The following is a 15530-nucleotide window of genomic DNA, read 5'->3' on the forward strand; positions in this document are numbered from 1 at the left end:
CCGTCAGACGAGGACCGGGGGCGCCGGGGGCCGGTGCGGCAGGAAGCCGTGCACCCGTCCGGACAGGTACTCGTCCTTGTACCGGTCCACGCTCCGGTGCCAGTTGAGGATGCCCGCCATCCAGTTCTGCAGGTCGGTCACATAGCCCCGCATGACCGCGCGCGCCTCCTCCGAGAGCTGGAAGTCGTCGTAGAGGACGGGCAGTTCGTGCTCGACGACATGCTCGAACTGGCGCATGCGCTGGTTCATCAGGTCCGCGACGACGGGCAGCGCGGTCGCGTAGTCGACGCCGAAGAAGTTCTGCACGACGAGGACCGCGTTGTGCATCTCCCCCTCGAACTCGATCTCCTTCTGGTACGAGAACACGTCGTTCAGCAGGCACGCGAAGTCGATCGCCGCGTTCTCCAGGGAGCGGACGGGACCGGTGCGGTAGACCTCGGGCGGGACCGCGGGGCCGTGTCCGGCGCGGCACAGCCCGAGTGTGAGGTCGGAACCGAAGGTGGCGCGGCGCATCTCCAGGTAGTCCACGGGGTCCGGGACGCGGTTCTGGATCTGGTTGGACAGCTCCCACACCCATGACTCGGTCATCGTGTCGACGGCCGTCCTGAGCGGGCGCCGCTGCTCGGGCGTCATCCCGGCCGTGGTGCGGGCCCACAGGTCGATCAGGGACCGCTCCATCGCGTTGGCGGGGGGCGGCACCTCCTCGCCGTCCAGCGGCATGCAGGCCGACAGCCGGGCCGTGGTGAGCCGGGCTGCGGCGAGGTCGCGACGGTGGCCGTAGACCAGTGGGTAGTAGTCGTCGCCGTAGGTGCCGAAGGCCAGCCAGCCGGAGGCGAGGTCGAGCTGCTCCTGGGTGGCGTCAGGGTCCAGGCCGGCCGCGCACAGGGGCAGGTCGCAGCTGGCGAGCTTGTCCTCGTCCCAGACGCCTTCGCTGAGCATGCCCATGCGGTGCGACCACTCCAGCAGGTGCCGCCGTGATCCGTCGAGGGCGGGGCTGAGGGTCAGCGGGAACGGCATCCGGATCTCCGGGACGACCGACGGGCCGACCTTCCGGTACGGCACGTGCCGGTAGGGGCGCAGCCGCTCCGAGGCGGCGCGGGCGAGCAGCGCGCCGACGTCGGCGGCGGACGTGCCGGGGCCGGTCAGGGCCTGCCAGGAGGGGCCGGGGCGGGCGTTCTCGTTCATGTAGCGGCTGGAGCGCATGTGCCACTCGTGGCCGCCGGCCTGCCAGTCCTGCAGCCCCTTGGCGTACGCGGCGACGGCGGCGGTCCCGGCCGGGCCGAGCCCCTGCTCCAGGGCGACGGCGGGCACCTCGGTGAACGCGGTGTGCTCGAACTGGTGCAGCCGCGAGGTGAGGACGTCGTTGACGAGGTCGGCGGCCTGCTGCGTGGTGCAGCCGAAGAAGGTCTCCAGGACGAGCACGCCGTTGCTGAGCTCGCCCTCGTCCTCGACCTCACGCTGGTAGGAGAACAGGTCGTTGCGCAGGTGCACGGCGTCGGAGAACGTCTCCATGAGCACCCGCAGCGGGCGGGTCCCGGCGACGGCGGCCGGCACCTCGGCGGTGGCGTACTCCACCAGACCGGCCGACCAGGGGGCGCCGCCCACCTTGCGGCGCATCTCGATGTACTCGACGGGGTTGGCGATCCGCCCCTCGTTGATGTTGGACAGCTCCCACAGCGACTCGTTGAGGAGGTGCTCGGTGGCGACGGCGAACCGGCGGCGCCAGTCGGCGGACATCGCCGGCACGGTCCGCGCCCACAGGTCGGCGAGGCCGGCCTCGACCGGGTTCTCCGGCTCCGGGACGGGCGTCCCCGGTTCCAGGGGCATGAACAGCGGGAGCCGGTCCAGGTGGGCCTTGCCGCCGACGCGGTCCTGGGTGCGCTTGTACTTCTCCAGGAAGTGGTCGTCGAAGAAGAACACCCACACGTACCAGTCGGTGATCAGGGACAGCGCGGGGCCGTCGCAGTCGGGGTGCGTGTAGGCGCAGAGCAGGCCGTAGTCGTGCGCGTCGAGGTCGGCCTGCTCCCAGACCCCGCTGCCCTCCAGCATGCCCATCTCGCGCGCCCAGGCCGTGGAGTGGGCCCGGGCCTGGTCCACGTGCGGATTGAGGCGCGCGGGGTGCGGCATGTAGAAGTGCGGGAGTTCGAAGGGCTGCGTCATGGCCGGGGGCTACCCGTGCCGCTCCGGCCGCATCCGCGCCCCGCCCAGTGATCACACCTTCGCGTGAAACCTGCCCGGAAAGGGGAGTTGGGGGCTCAGGTCCGTACCTGGATCAGGGCGTGGGTGCCGCTCGTGCGCCAGCGCCCGCCCTCCTCCGCGTCCAGCGCCGTCTCCGTCTCCGGGGCGAGTCCGGTGATCACGTCGGACTTGAGGGTGCGCAGGGCGGCGGCCGCGCCCGGGAAGTAGGCGGTGACGTCGGCGAACGGGGTGGTCGGGGGCCAGTACCGGTCGCCCACGAGGCGGCGGTAGTTGAGGTCGCCCTTGAGGACGGTGAGGGTGGCTTCCGCGAAATCGGCGCGCAGGTCGTCCGGCATGTCGGCGTACGGCAGGGGCGCGCAGGAGAAGGGGTGGGCGCGCAGTTCGAGCCGGCCGTCGCCGAGGGCGGCGCGCAGGCGGCGCCCGTACGCCCCGGCGGCGCCCTTGGCGGCGGTGAGGCGGCGGACGGCGTCGAGGACATCGGCGGTGGTGGCGTCGGAGACGTAGTACGGGTGCGGCTTGACGTGCAGTACGGCGCGGGTGATACGCCCGTGGGCGAGCAGGTGGGCGATCAGCAGCAGGTCGGGGACGAGTTCACGGCCGGCGTTGTCGGCGACCAGGCAGAGGGCGCCGGCCCGGGAGCCGTCGAGCAGGGACCACAGGCGCTCGCTGTCGTCGGCCACGAGGGCGGGGACGGCGGCGGTCTCCTCGGCGCCCTCGGCGGACATGCGGAAGCCGAGGTCGGCGCGGTTGCCCCAGAGGGAGCCGTGCAGCAGGGCGCGGGCGCGTTCGTCCTCGGGGAGCTCGTCGAGGGCGTCGAGCGCGGCGAGTTCCTCGTCCGTGGCGGGCGCGTCGAGCTCGACGAGCTTGGCGGGGCGGAAGGGGTCGATGCCCTGCCAGGATCCGGGCTCGAAGTAGCCGACAGCCTGCAGCAGTTGGCGGTAGAACCAGCTCTCGGACCACAGCCAGGGCACGTCGTGCCAGGAGCGGCCGGCGTGGGCGTCCATGCCCCAGGCGGCCCAGCGGTCGCGGTCGTGCGCGCCGGCGGGCAGGGGCGTGACGGCGCCTTCGGTGCAGTTCACCAGCAGGGCGTCGAGCGCGCGGCGCTGCTCCGGTCCGTAGGGGGTGTCCTCGGCGACCTGACGGAGGATCGCCGGGTGACGCTCGGCCAGCACGCCGTACGGGAAGGTGCCGGGCTCGTCGGCGACGATCACGGGGGCGGCGGGGGTGTCGGGCATGGGGCTCACCGTAACCCGCCGGGCGGCCGTGCGCCGGGCTCACAGGGGGGCGGGCTCCCGTTCCAGCCGGGCGGCGAGGGACAGGTAGCGTGCGCGGCGGGTGACGGGGACCAGGCCGCGGATGAGGAGCTGCCACATCTCGGCGGTGCGGCGGGGCTGGCGGGTGACGGGTTCGCGGGCGCGGCCGACGACCCGGGTGCCGACGAAGAAGCAGACCAGGGAGTGGGCCACGACGTCGATGTCGGCGTCCGGGTGGACGTCGGACTCCTCGACGGCGGCGGCCAGCCGGGCCGAGACGATGTCGAGCCACTCGGTGAAGGGGTGGCTGAGCGGCGGACGCGGCCGGGTGATGCCGGTGGCCAGCCGCAGCCCGGCCCGCAGCACGGGGTCCTCGGCGGACATGCGGGCCACGCAGAAGGTGAGGCGCATCAGCGCCTCCAGGGAGGTGCGGCCGCGGGCGGCGGTGTCGCGGGCGAGCCGGTGGCAGGTCGCGGACTGGAGTTCGAGGATGGCGTGGGCGAGGTCCTCCTTGGCGGCGAAGTGGAAGTAGAGGGCCCCTTTGGTGACGCGGGCGTGCTCGACGATGTCGCTCAGACTGGTCGCTTCGTAGCCCTGCCGGTCGAACAGGTCGGCGGCGGCCGTGATGATCGTCGCGCGGGTCTTCTCGGCGCGTACCTGCCTTGCCATCGACTGCACTCCTGTTGCCGGGAAGCGACGGTCCGAGCGGTTTGTTCTTAACGCCCCGTACACGATAACTCACTGTGCGCTGACGTCCATCCCCCCGCCGGGCGGGCCCAGTTGAACACACCGGGCATACAGGGCGTACGCCGCGAGATGAAACAGCACGCGAGGTATCCGCGCACGCCCTCCCCTCATGCTGTACGGAGCCTGCACTTCCGCTTAGCAGGTTCTCACGGTTCATCACAATGCGGCAGCGGCACCTCACTTCGCGTGGCTGTTCACTTGACGACCAGTGGTTCCACGCGGTTGGCTCCGGCCAGCGAGAGTCACCCGGACGGCCGTACCTCACGGTGGCAGGGATCCGCCGGTGTCTCTCCCCCGCACTTAGCTCTGCCGCACAGCGAGGTCCGCGCTCCTCATGAACACTCGTCCTCCGTCCCGCCGCATCCCGAGACGCCGAACGGCGGTCCTGGCGGCCGCGATCGGTCTGCTGGTGGCGGGCTGCTCCTCCTCCGGCACGGACGAGGGGGGCGACGGCGCGGGCGCCGCGCGCGGCTCCGGGGACCTGCGGGTCGCGCTGGTCACCCACGGCAGCGACGGCGACGAGTTCTGGGACCGGGTGCGCAAGGGCGCCGAGGCCGCCGCCGCCAAGGACGGCATCGAACTGACCTATCTCAGCGACCCGGACGGCGCCGGACAGGCCGACCTGGTGCGCCAGGCCGTCCGCGACGGCGTCGACGGCATCGCGCTCACGCTGGCCAAGCCGCAGGCCATGAAGGGCCCGGTCAACGAGGCGCGGGCCGCGGACATCCCGGTGGTCGGCCTCAACTCGGGCGTGGACGCCTGGAAGAAGGCCGGGCTGCTGACGTTCTTCGGCCAGGACGAGAGCCTGGCGGGCCGCGCGGTCGGCGAGAAGCTGAACCAGCTGAAGGCCGGGCACACGCTGTGCCTGGTGCACGAGCAGGGCAACGTCGGTCTCGAGGCCCGGTGCGCCGGCGTGAAGAAGACGTTCCGCGGCCGAAGCGAGAACCTGTACGTGGACGGCACCGACGAGCAGGCCGTCTCCGGCATCCTCACGGCCAAACTGCGCCAGGACCCCTCCATCGACCACATCGTCACCAACGGCGCCGACTTCGCGCTCCTGGCCGTGGACGCGGCGGCCGAGGCGGACAGCAAGGCCGAGGTGGCCACCTTCGACCTGAACGAGGAACTGGTGGACGCCGTGCGCGGCGGCAACGTCCGTTTCGCCGTCGACCAGCAGCCCTACCTCCAGGGCTACCTCGCCGTGGACGCGCTGTGGCTGTACCGGACCAACGGCAACGTCAGCGGCGGCGGGGCCGCGCCCGTCCTCACCGGGCCGGCGTTCGTCACGAAAGCGGAGGCGGACTCGGTCGCCGGGTTCGCCGCCGCCGGAACCCGCTGACGGCCGCCGTGCGTACCGTCCCCACCATCCGACAGCTCTAGGACCACGATGTCTCGACGGACAGGTGCCCGGCGCCGACTCGGCTCCATACGCCTCTCGCTGATCCTGCTCGCCCTGGTGCCCTGCGTCACCCTCGCCGCGCTGTGGGGCCTGACCACGATCCGCATGTTCTCCGAAGGTCTGGAGCTGCGGTCGCAGACCCAGCTGAGCCGGTCCACCGGCGCGATGGGCACGCACGCCGCGCTCGACCTCCAGCGGGAGCGGGCGCTCACCGCCGAGTGGCTGGCCGGGCCGGACGGTTCACGGTCCGCGCTGGTCACCCAGCGGCGCGCCACCGACCGGTCCGTGGCGCGGCTCATGGGGCAGGCCGACGCGATCGGGCAGGCCCCGGCGCGGATCTCGGACCGGCTGTACTCGGTGCTCGGCTCGGTGGGCAGCCTGGAGTACTACCGCGGCCAGATCGACGACCCGCGCGACATCACGGCCGAGGAGGCGCTGGAGCAGTACACGTCGGTCATCGACGACCAGATCCACGCCTTCCAGGAACTGTCCCAGGTCGACGACGGCGACCTCACCTCCCAGGCGCAGCCGCTGGTCTCCCTGGCGCACGCGGCGGAGCTGGTGTCCCGGGAGGACGCGCTGCTCACCCTCGCCTGGCCGTCCGGCCGTCTGGCGGCCGAGCGGTGGCGGGAGTTCGCCGAGCTGGTGCACACCCGGCGCTGGCTGGTCGCCGACCAGATCATGCCGGCGCTCACCGGCGACCTGAAGACGCAGACCGAGCGGATCCTGTCGAGCCCCGAGTGGCGCGCGCTGGAGGCGGTGGAGGACCAGGTCATGGCCACCCCGGCCGAGGGGAAGGCCCACGAGGTCGAACTGCCGGACCTGCGCGACCGGTGGTCCGACGCCATGGACAAGGTCGCTCCGCAGTACAACGCCATGCTCCGGCAGCAGACCGACGCGCTGCTCGACCGCAGCGCCGACGAGGCGAGCGGCCTGCTGGTGACGGCCGCCTCGCTGAGCGCGGCGGGGCTGCTCGCGCTGCTGCTGTGCGTGGGCCTGTCCTGGCGCATCACCCGCTCGCTGTCCCGCCGGCTGCGCGGACTGCGGCTGGCCACCCTCGGCCTGGCCCAGGAGCGGCTGCCGGACGTCGTGGCCCGGCTGGAGCGGGGCGAGAAGGTCGACCCCGAGTCGGCGACCACGCCCCTGGACTACGGGCACGACGAACTCGGCCAGGTGGCGCAGGCGTTCAACACGGCGCAGCGCACCGCCGTGCACACCGCCGTCGAACTCGCCGACACCCGGCGCGGCTTCCAGAAGATCATCCTGGGCATCGCGCGGCAGAGCCAGAACCTGGTCAACCTCCAGCTCAGCAAGCTCGACGCGCTGGAACGCCGGCACACCGACCCCGAGGTCCTCAAGGGCCTGTACGAACTCGACTCCGCCGCCAGCCAGTTGCGCCGGTACGAGGAGAACCTGGTCATCGTCAGCGGGGAGCGCCCCGGCCGCACCTGGAGCGAGCCGGTCGCGCTGATCGACATCCTGCGCAGCGCGGTGGGTGAGGTCGCCGAGTACCAGCGGGTGGAGGTGTTCGCCGACGAGGAGGTGTCGCTCGCGCCGCCCGCGGTGGCCGACGTGATCCATCTGCTCGCCGAGCTGATCGACAACGCGACGGTGTACTCGCCGGCGCCGAGCCCCGTCACGGTGCGGGCGGCGATGGTCGCCAAGGGCCTCGCCGTCGAGGTCGAGGACCGGGGGCTCGGCATGTCCGAGGAGGACTACGCGTCCCTCAACGCCCACTTGGCCGAGCCGCCGCAGTTCGACGTGGTGGCACTCGCCGACGACCTGCGGCTCGGCATGTTCGTGATCTCCCAGCTCGCGCACCGCCACGGCATCACGGTCACCCTGCGCCCGTCTCCGTACGGCGGGACGACGGCGATCGTGCTGGTCCCGCACGAGGTGGTCGTCGTGGCCGACGAGCTGTCGGACGCGGCGCGGGAGGCGTCCGCCTCCGAGGACGGCCCGAGGAAGGACGCCTCCCCGCAGGACGACTCCTCCCCGCTGCGTCCTCTCCCGGCCCGTGACCGCTCGGGCGCCGCGCGCAAGGGCGCGGCGAGCAAGGCGGAGGACCCCGCGTCCGGAGGGGACGTCGCCGGGTCCGCGCAGGACGCCCCCGCCGGCCAGGACGCCGCCGACACAAGCGGCGGCGCGGGCGACCGTCCCACGCCCGTACGGGCCGGCGCCCACTCCCTCGGGACGGGTTCCGCACCCGGGCAGAACGGCGCCGGCGCCGCCCGCAGGGGCGGCCTCGCGCCGCTCCCCCGGCGGGTGCCTCAGACCAGTCTCGCCGCCGAGCTGCTCGAGGAGCCCTCCGCCGGGGACCCGTGCGACGACGAGTTCACCGCCGAGCACGCCGCCTCCTCCCTGGCCTGCTTCCAGCAGGGCACGCTCCGGGCGCGGGACGCCGTCGATGACGTGCCCGAGAATGCGCCGCCCCAGGTGCCCGCGCCCGCCTCCGGTCACCCGACCCCGACCGCCGACGCCGACCGCTGACCGCCGACCGCCGACCGCCGACCGCCGACCGCCGACGAAGGAACCCCGTTATGACACGCCCCCTGCCCGCCACTCACACCCAGCTGGACCAGCTGCTCACCGGACTCGTGGAACGGGTCGCCGACGTGAACCAGGCCGTGGTGCTCTCCGAGGACGGCCTGGTGGTCTCCAAGTCCACCGGCTTCCTGCGCGACGACGCCGAGCGTCTGGCCGCGACCGCGTCCGGCCTGATGAGCCTGAGCAAGGGCGTCAGCATGGACTTCCGCGGCGGCCCGGTGCGCCAGGCGCTCATCGAGATGGCGCACAGCTACCTGATCCTCACCTCGGCCGGCCCCGGCGCCCATCTGGTGGTGCTGACCGGCCCGAAGGCGGACGTCGGCGTGGTCGCGTACCAGATGAACATGCTGGTGAAGAAGATCGGCGAGCACCTCAGCGCGGCCCCGCGGGACGCCGGCGGCCCCGCCGAAGACCCCGGCGTGTGAGGTGGGCGGGAGCGACCCTTCGGGCCGGCTGGTACGGCCGTTCACCCTGACCGGGGGCCGCACCCGGCCGAGCCGCGCCGACTTCACGCTCATCACGACGGTGACGGCTGCGGACCCGCAGCCCGAGACGGCCGCCCGGCCGCAGCCCGAGCACACGCGGATCCTGCGGCTGTGCGCCCGTCCGATGGCGGTCGCCGAGCTGGCCGCACGCCTGGACCTGCCGGTGAGCGTCGTCGTCATCATGCTCTGCGACCTGCTGGAGGCGGGCCGGATCACCGTCCGCCCGCCGCGTTCCGTCACCACCCCGGATCCGGACCTGCTGCAGAAAGTGAGGGAAGGCCTTGGCCGGCTCTGACACCGACGCCCGGGCGTCCGCCGACGGCGGCGCGCCCGACACGGTCAAGATCCTGATCGCCGGCGGTTTCGGCGTGGGCAAGACGACCATGGTCGGCTCGGTCAGCGAGATCAGGCCGCTGCGCACCGAGGAGCCGCTGACCATGGCGGGCCTGGACGTCGACGACCTGGACGGCGTCGAGGAGAAACGTGTCACCACGGTGGCCATGGACTTCGGCCGGATCACCGTGTCCGACGACCTGGTGCTGTACCTGTTCGGCACTCCGGGGCAGCAGCGGTTCTGGTTCATGTGGAACGACCTGGCCCTCGGCGCGCTGGGCGCGGTGGTCCTGGTCGACGTGCGGCGGCCGAAGTCGAGTTTCGCCGCGATCGACTTCTTCGAGCGGCGGGGCATTCCGTTCGTGGTGGCCGTCAACGGCTTCCACGGCGAGCACCCTTACCCGGTGGAGGACATCCGGGAGGCGCTGACGCTGCCGGCGGAGGTGCCCGTGCTGCTGTGCGACGCGCGGGAGCGGGAGTCCTCGCGGGACGTGCTGATCGCGCTGATCGACCTGCTGATCGCGCAGGCGGCGGCCGCCGCGGGATGAGCCGTGGGGTGCGGCGGACCGTTCCGCCGCACCCCGCGACGGGTCTCAGACGAGACCGGCGGACTTCAGCCAGGCCTTGGCCACGTCCAGCGGGTCCTTCTTCTCCAGCTGCACCTGGGCGTCCAGGTCGAGCAGCGTCTTGGTGTCCAGCTTCGCGGAGACCGCGTTCAGCGCCTCGACGCCTTCCCGCGGCAGTCCGTCCTTGCGGACCAGCGGGGTGACGTTGGCGAACCCGAAGAGGTTCTCCGGGTCCTTCAGGACGACGAACTTCTCCTTGACGATGGTCGGGTCCGTGGTGAACACGTCCGCCGCCTGGACCTCGTTCTGCGCGAGGGCCGCCTGGGTCAGGGGGCCGCCCGCGTCCAGCGCCTTGAAGGACTTGAACGTCAGCCCGTAGACCGTCTCCAGCCCCTTCAGGCCCTGCTGCCGGGTCTGGAACTCGGGCGAGCCGCCGATCACCAGCTCGGGCGCGGCCTCCTTGAGGTCGGCGAGCGTGGACTCGGCGGTGAGGCCGTACTTCTTCGCCGTGGCCGCGTTGAGGGCGACCGAGTCCTTGTCCTCGGCGGGCGAGGACTCCAGCAGGGTGAGCTGCTTGTCCAGCTTGGCCTTCACCGCCTCGTCGACCGCGTCGGCGGAGGTCTGCTCGGCCTTCGGGTCGAGGTAGGCGAGGAGGGAGCCGTTGCACTCCGGAAGGACCGTCACCGAGCCGTTCCTCATCAGGCCGTAGGTGGTCTCACGGCTGCCGATGTTGTGCTTGTAGGTGACCTTGAGGCCCTTGGCGCGCAGCGCCTCGCCGTAGATGTCGGCGAGCAGGGTGGACTCGGCGAAGTTGTTCGAGCCGACGACGACCGTGCCCGCCTCGGCCTTGTCACCGTCGAGCGGGTTGTCGGAGGTGTCCCCGGAGGAACATGCCGTGAGCAGCGCCGTCGCGGCGGCGAGCGCGGCCGCCGCCGCCCCGTGGTGCCTCGTCCTCGATCTGCTGCTCTTCGCCGTAGAAGTCATTCACCGATCCAATCCAGCCGTCCGGCGCCCGGTCAAGGACGTCAGGTCACATTTGTCGTACAACTGATCGAATATCAGCGGCGGCGCACTCCGGGCGACACCGCGAACCGCCCCACGGCCCAGAACAGCGCGAGCGTGATCAGGGCGAGGACCGCCACCAGCGTCGCCCCGCCGACGACCTTCTCGTAGTCGCGCTGGTAGAGCCCGTCGATGACGTACCGGCCCAGCCCGCCGAGGCTCACGTAGGCGGCGATGGTGGCCGTGGACACGATCTGGACGGCGGCGGACCGCAGTCCGCTGAGGATCAGCGGGAGCGCCACCGGCATCTCCACCCGGAACAGGATCCGGGCCTCGCCCATCCCCATCCCGCGCGCCGCGTCGACCGGGGCGGGGTCGACGGTGCGGACCGCCTCGTACGTGGTCACCAGGATGGGCGGCACGGCGAGCACGACCAGCGGGATCATCACGGGCAGCAGGCCGAAGCCGATCAGCAGCACGGAGAGCACCAGCAGGCCGAAACTGGGCAGGGCACGGGCGGCGTTGGCCACGACGGCGATCGCGTTGCCGCCGCGTCCGGTGTGCCCGGTCAGCAGTCCGACGGGCAGGCCGATCGCCGCGGCGGCCGCGAGGGCCAGCACGGTGTACCGGACGTGTTCCAGGAAGCGGGACGGGATGCCGTCGTAACCGTGCCAGTGGGCGCTGTCGCCGAAGAACGCCTGGACGAAGTTGAGGACGTTCACCGGGCGGCGCCCTTCGCGAGAAGTTCCTCGCGCGGGACGGCGGTCCGCTCCCGTCCGGAGCGGGGCATCCACGGGGTCAGCACCCGGCGCAGGGCGACCAGCGCGGCGTCGCACAGGATCGCCAGGACCGCCGTCGTCAGCACGGCGTTCGCCGCGAGTTCGGGCCGGTCGTACTTCTGCGCGGCGGCCATCAGGTTGCCGAGGGCCCCCTGGTTGCCGATGAGGGCGCCGACGCTCACCAGGGAGATGCTGGACGCGGTGGCGACCCGCAGGCCCGCGATGATCGCGGGCGCGGCGACCGGCAACTGCACCTGGAGGTACCGCCGTACGGGACCGAAGCCCATGGCGGTGGCGGCGGAGAGGGTCTCGTCCGGCACCGAGCGCACGCCGTCGGCGATCGCCGGGACCAGCACCACCAGGCTGTAGAGGGCCAGCGGGATCATCACGGTCAGCTCGCTCTGGCCCGTCCAGTCGATGAGCACGACGAAGAAGGCGAGGGACGGCACCGCGTAGAGCACGGTCGTCAGCCCGAGCACCGGCGGGTACAGCCAGCGGAACCGGTCGCACAGCAGCGCCAGCGGCAGGGCGAGCAGCAGGCCCGCGGCCACCGGCAGCAGTGCCTCGCGCAGATGCACCCCGACAAGTCCTGCCCAGCTGTGCTGGAGGTCGCTGGGGATGTCGAAGAAGCCGTTCATCCGGCGACCTTCTCGTCCTCGCCGCGCGCCGGGTCCGCGTCCGGGTCCGGGTCCGGGTCCGGGTCCGGTTCGGCCCGCGAGTGCGCGGCGCGGATGGCCTCGCCGATGGTCTGCTGGGAGACCACGCCGGTCACCCGGCCGTCCGCGTCGACCGCGACCGCCCAGCCCGTGGGCGAGAGGACCGCGCAGTCCAGCGCGGCCCGCAGCGAGTCCGTGCCGGGGCGGAACGGACGCCCGTGGCTCAGCAGCCGGCCGCCGTCGCTCCCGCGCTCCCGCCAGCCGAGCGGGCGCCCTTCGGCGTCGGTCACCAGCAGGTACGGCGCCTCGGCGGCGGCGAGACGTTCGGCGGGCGCGTCGGCCGGAATCACCGCGTCGGTGGTCAGCTCCAGCGCGTCCGAGGTGAAGAAGGACAGCCGGCGGATGCCGCGGTCGGCGCCGAGGAAGTCCTCGACGAAGGCGTCCGCGGGGTCCGACAGCAGCTCGGCGGGCGGCGCGTACTGGGCCAGCCGGCCGCCCTCGCGCAGCACGGCGACCATGGTGCCGAGCTTGACGGCCTCGTCGATGTCGTGGGTGACGAAGACGATGGTCTTGCCCAGTTCGTCCTGGATGCGCAGCAGTTCGTCCTGGAGGCCCTTGCGCACCACCGGGTCGACGGCCGAGAACGGCTCGTCCATCAGCAGCACCGGCGGGTCCGCGGCGAGCGCCCGCGCCACCCCGACGCGCTGCTGCTGGCCTCCGGACAGCTGGTACGGGTACCGCCCGGCCATGGAGGCGTCGAGCCCCACCCGCTCCATCAGCTCCGCCGCCCGCTCCCGGGCGCGCCGCTTGCCCCAGCCGAGCAGGCGGGGCACGGTCGCGATGTTGTCGGCGATGGTGCGGTGCTGGAAGAGACCCGCGTTCTGGATGACGTAGCCCATGGAGCGGCGCAGGGCCGTGACCGGCTGCCGCTGGACGTCCTCGCCGTCGAGGAGGATCGTGCCCTCGGTGGGCTCGACCATCCGGTTGATCATGCGCAGGGTGGTCGTCTTGCCGCAACCCGAGGGGCCGACGAGAACGGTGATCGAGCGGTCGGGGATCTCCAGCGACAGCTGGTCGACCGCCACCGTGCCGTCCGGGTACCGCTTCGTGACTGAGTCGATCCGTATCAAGACGCCGCTTGCCCTTCGGGTGGCAGAAGTTGGTCGGCCGAGGTCGCCCGCGCCGGTGTGCCGGTCGAGTGTAGACGTCGGCACCTGCAAGGCCCCGGAGAATTCGCGGGAGCCCGGCGTGGGGGCGGCCGGGGGCCACGCCGCCACCTGCCCGGATTCCGGTGTGCCAAACCACCCGTTCTCGGCCTGACCGCATGTCGGACGCCTCCCGTTTCCTGTCGGTTCGCTGTCGATCAGGTCCCGGTCGTGCAGCGGCCTCGGGCGCGAGGGGAGCGGTGACGCAGTATGGGCGGGTGGACAGAGTGCGACTGCTCGTGGTGGACGACGACCCTCCGATAGCCGACCTGGTGGCGACAGTCGCCCGGTACGAGGGGTGGGAGGCGGTCACCGCCCACACCGGCGAGGAGGCGCTGCGCCGCGCGGAAGCGTTCCGCCCGGACATCGTCGTGCTCGACCTGATGCTGCCGGACGTCGACGGGTTCGGGGTGCTGGACGGGCTGCGCCGCTCGGGGCGGATGGTGCCGGTGGTGTTCCTCACCGCGCGGGACGGGGTAGCCGACCGGGTGGCGGGACTGACCCGGGGCGGGGACGACTACCTCGTCAAGCCGTTCGCGGTCGAGGAGCTGATGGCGCGGCTGCGGACGGTCCTGCGGCGCAGCACGGGCCCCGGCTTCGCCCGGTCGGTGCTGCGCGTGGGCGATCTGACGATGGACGAGGACACCCGGGAGGTGCGGCGCGGCGGGCATCTGCTGGCGCTCACCCCGACCGAGTACGAGGTGCTGCGCTACCTGATGCGCCGCTCCCCCACCGTCCTGACGAAGGCGCAGATCCTCGACCATGTGTGGGAGTACGGTTTCGGCGGCCGGTCCAACGTGGTGGAGCTGGTGGTCAGCCGGCTGCGGCGCAAGCTGGACGCCACCGGCGTGCCGCTGATCCGGACCGTGCGGGGCTTCGGGTACGTGATCCGGCAGGCGGGCGAGTGAGGGCCGCCGCGCGGCGGCTGCGGGACACCTACCGGCGGATGCGGCTCGGCACCCGCCTGGCGCTGGGCCTCGGGGTGCTGTCGCTGGCGGTGTTCGCGGTCGTCGGCACCGCGCTCACCGCGTACATGCGGGACTATCTCGAACAGCAGCTCGGCGACCAGCTGAAGCTGATCCAGACCGTTCAGGCCAAGGACGCGGCGGCGCACGGCACGGTGCGGCGCAAGCCGTACTACGGCTGGTACACGGCGGTGTACGACGTCACCGGGGACGCGGTCAGTCTGCGCAGGCCCGCCGACGTGCCCGCCGACACCGGTCCGCTGGCCGACCTCGCGCGGGCGATGGCGCACTCCGACACCGAGCTGATGCGCACCGCGCGGATCGACGGGGAGGGCACGTACCGGCTGCGCGGCTGCGAGGTGGAGCCGGGGGTGGTGCTGGTCAGCGCGGCCCCGGTGGAGGACGGGGAGAAGACCGTCGAACGGCTGGTCACCGTGCAGGTGGTGGTGTTCGCCCTGGCGCTGACGGCTCTGGTGGTGTTCGGGCGGCGGATGCTGCGGCGCGGGCTGAAGCCGCTGAGCGACATGGCGCACACCGCGCACGGCATCACCTCGCACGACCTGACCGAGGCGGCGGCCCGGCTGCCGCTGCGCGCGGACGGACGCGACGGGGGACGCGAAGTGGCCGAGCTGCGCACCGCGTTCAACACGATGCTGGAGCACATCGACGACTCCCTCGCGGTCCGCGCGGAGGCCGAGCTGCGGCTGCGCCGCTTCGTCGCGGACGCCTCGCACGAACTGCGCACCCCGTTGATGTCGGTGCGCGGCTACGCGGACCTCTTCCAGTACGCCGCCGCGAACGAACCGGCCGAGAGGGAGAGGCATCTGGCGCGGCTGCGGGCCGAGGCGGCACGGATGGGCGTCCTGCTGGACGACCTGCTGCTGCTCGCCCGGCTGGACGCGGCGGAGGTGGAGGCACCGCTGCGGACGGCGGACACCGACCTCACGGAGCTGGTGCAGCAGGCGGCGGACGCGTTCCGCGCGGGCCGCCCCACGCATCCGCTCACGGTGACCACCCGCGTCGCCGGGCCGCTGGTCCTGCGCCTCGACCCGCAGCGGATACGGCAGGTGCTGGACAACCTGCTCGCCAACGCGGCCGTGCACACCCCGCCCGGCACCCCGGTGACCGTCGAGCTGGACGCCACCGCCGGCGCGGTCCTGGTGCGGGTCGCCGACGCGGGTCCGGGTGTCCCGGCGGACCACCGGGACCGGGTCTTCGACCGCTTCTACCGCGTCGACAAGGCCCGCACCCGCGACCGCGGCGGCAGCGGACTCGGCCTGGCGGTCGCCCGCTCCCTGGTCCGCGCCCACGGCGGCGACATCGGCCTGACGAGCCGGCCGGGGGCGACGGTCTTCACGATGCGCTTGCCGTGCCGGGGTCTTACGGACCGGTGA

The 15530-nt window shown here is 72.6% G+C and carries 14 protein-coding genes; 7 read left to right on the plus strand and 7 right to left on the minus strand.

The features are described 5' to 3' along the window. Positions 1 to 3 precede the first annotated feature (3 nt). The 3 genes from cyc2 to ELQ39_RS06235 all read right to left on the minus strand — a co-directional run bounded on the left by cyc2 (position 4) and on the right by ELQ39_RS06235 (position 4121). A complete protein-coding gene (gene cyc2 / locus ELQ39_RS06225) occupies positions 4 to 2160 on the minus strand; it encodes a germacradienol/geosmin synthase Cyc2 (protein ID WP_242591292.1) in 2157 nt (718 codons plus the stop codon). A 95-nt stretch (positions 2161 to 2255) separates the two neighbouring features. Next, positions 2256 to 3434, minus strand: a complete 1179-nt coding sequence (locus tag ELQ39_RS06230; protein WP_242591293.1) for a damage-control phosphatase ARMT1 family protein — start codon at positions 3432 to 3434, stop codon at positions 2256 to 2258. Between the two features lie 39 nt (positions 3435 to 3473). Further along, on the minus strand, positions 3474 to 4121 hold the full coding sequence (locus tag ELQ39_RS06235) for a ScbR family autoregulator-binding transcription factor (protein WP_190001282.1): 648 nt from the start codon (positions 4119 to 4121) through the stop codon (positions 3474 to 3476). 412 nt (positions 4122 to 4533) lie between these two features. Between ELQ39_RS06235 and ELQ39_RS06240 the strand changes: the two genes are divergently transcribed. The 5 genes from ELQ39_RS06240 to ELQ39_RS06260 are packed head-to-tail and all read left to right on the plus strand — an operon-like array spanning position 4534 to position 9511. Continuing rightward, complete coding sequence (locus ELQ39_RS06240; RefSeq protein ID WP_190001281.1) at positions 4534 to 5538, plus strand: substrate-binding domain-containing protein; 1005 nt, start codon at positions 4534 to 4536, stop codon at positions 5536 to 5538. 48 nt (positions 5539 to 5586) lie between these two features. Beyond that, the gene (locus ELQ39_RS06245; protein ID WP_242591294.1) at positions 5587 to 8088 is read left to right on the plus strand and encodes a sensor histidine kinase; all 2502 of its coding nucleotides are present in this window, start codon (positions 5587 to 5589) and stop codon (positions 8086 to 8088) included. Positions 8089 to 8138: 50 nt separating this feature from the next. Beyond that, the gene (locus tag ELQ39_RS06250; RefSeq protein ID WP_093766213.1) at positions 8139 to 8570 is read left to right on the plus strand and encodes a roadblock/LC7 domain-containing protein; all 432 of its coding nucleotides are present in this window, start codon (positions 8139 to 8141) and stop codon (positions 8568 to 8570) included. A 1-nt stretch (position 8571) separates the two neighbouring features. Further along, entirely contained in the window at positions 8572 to 8925 is a 354-nt protein-coding gene (locus ELQ39_RS06255) for a DUF742 domain-containing protein (protein ID WP_190001279.1), read from the plus strand. Then, the gene (locus ELQ39_RS06260) at positions 8912 to 9511 is read left to right on the plus strand and encodes a GTP-binding protein (RefSeq protein ID WP_093766215.1); all 600 of its coding nucleotides are present in this window, start codon (positions 8912 to 8914) and stop codon (positions 9509 to 9511) included. The genes ELQ39_RS06255 and ELQ39_RS06260 overlap by 14 nt, the downstream gene beginning before the upstream one ends. A gap of 45 nt (positions 9512 to 9556) precedes the next feature. On the opposite strand, the gene ELQ39_RS06265 is transcribed toward ELQ39_RS06260, so the two are convergent. The 4 genes from ELQ39_RS06265 to ELQ39_RS06280 form a co-directional block, all read right to left on the minus strand. Continuing rightward, positions 9557 to 10513: an ABC transporter substrate-binding protein gene (locus ELQ39_RS06265; protein ID WP_242591295.1), complete on the minus strand. Its 957-nt coding sequence runs from the start codon at positions 10511 to 10513 to the stop codon at positions 9557 to 9559. A gap of 74 nt (positions 10514 to 10587) precedes the next feature. Continuing rightward, on the minus strand, positions 10588 to 11253 hold the full coding sequence (locus ELQ39_RS06270; protein WP_242591296.1) for an ABC transporter permease: 666 nt from the start codon (positions 11251 to 11253) through the stop codon (positions 10588 to 10590). Beyond that, a complete protein-coding gene (locus ELQ39_RS06275; RefSeq protein WP_242591297.1) occupies positions 11250 to 11948 on the minus strand; it encodes an ABC transporter permease in 699 nt (232 codons plus the stop codon). The genes ELQ39_RS06270 and ELQ39_RS06275 overlap by 4 nt, the downstream gene beginning before the upstream one ends. Beyond that, positions 11945 to 13096, minus strand: coding sequence for an ABC transporter ATP-binding protein (locus ELQ39_RS06280; RefSeq protein WP_242591298.1), 1152 nt, complete (start codon positions 13094 to 13096; stop codon positions 11945 to 11947). Before ELQ39_RS06280 ends, ELQ39_RS06275 begins: the two co-directional genes overlap by 4 nt. 293 nt (positions 13097 to 13389) lie before the next feature. On the opposite strand from ELQ39_RS06280, the gene ELQ39_RS06285 reads away from it, so the two are divergent. Beyond that, positions 13390 to 14079, plus strand: coding sequence for a response regulator transcription factor (locus ELQ39_RS06285; RefSeq protein WP_190001274.1), 690 nt, complete (start codon positions 13390 to 13392; stop codon positions 14077 to 14079). Between the two features lie 38 nt (positions 14080 to 14117). After that, positions 14118 to 15530, plus strand: a complete 1413-nt coding sequence (locus tag ELQ39_RS06290) for a sensor histidine kinase (RefSeq protein WP_242595553.1) — start codon at positions 14118 to 14120, stop codon at positions 15528 to 15530.

This window comes from Streptomyces sp. GB4-14, from assembly GCF_022696125.1.
GTDB lineage: Bacteria > Actinomycetota > Actinomycetes > Streptomycetales > Streptomycetaceae > Streptomyces > Streptomyces werraensis.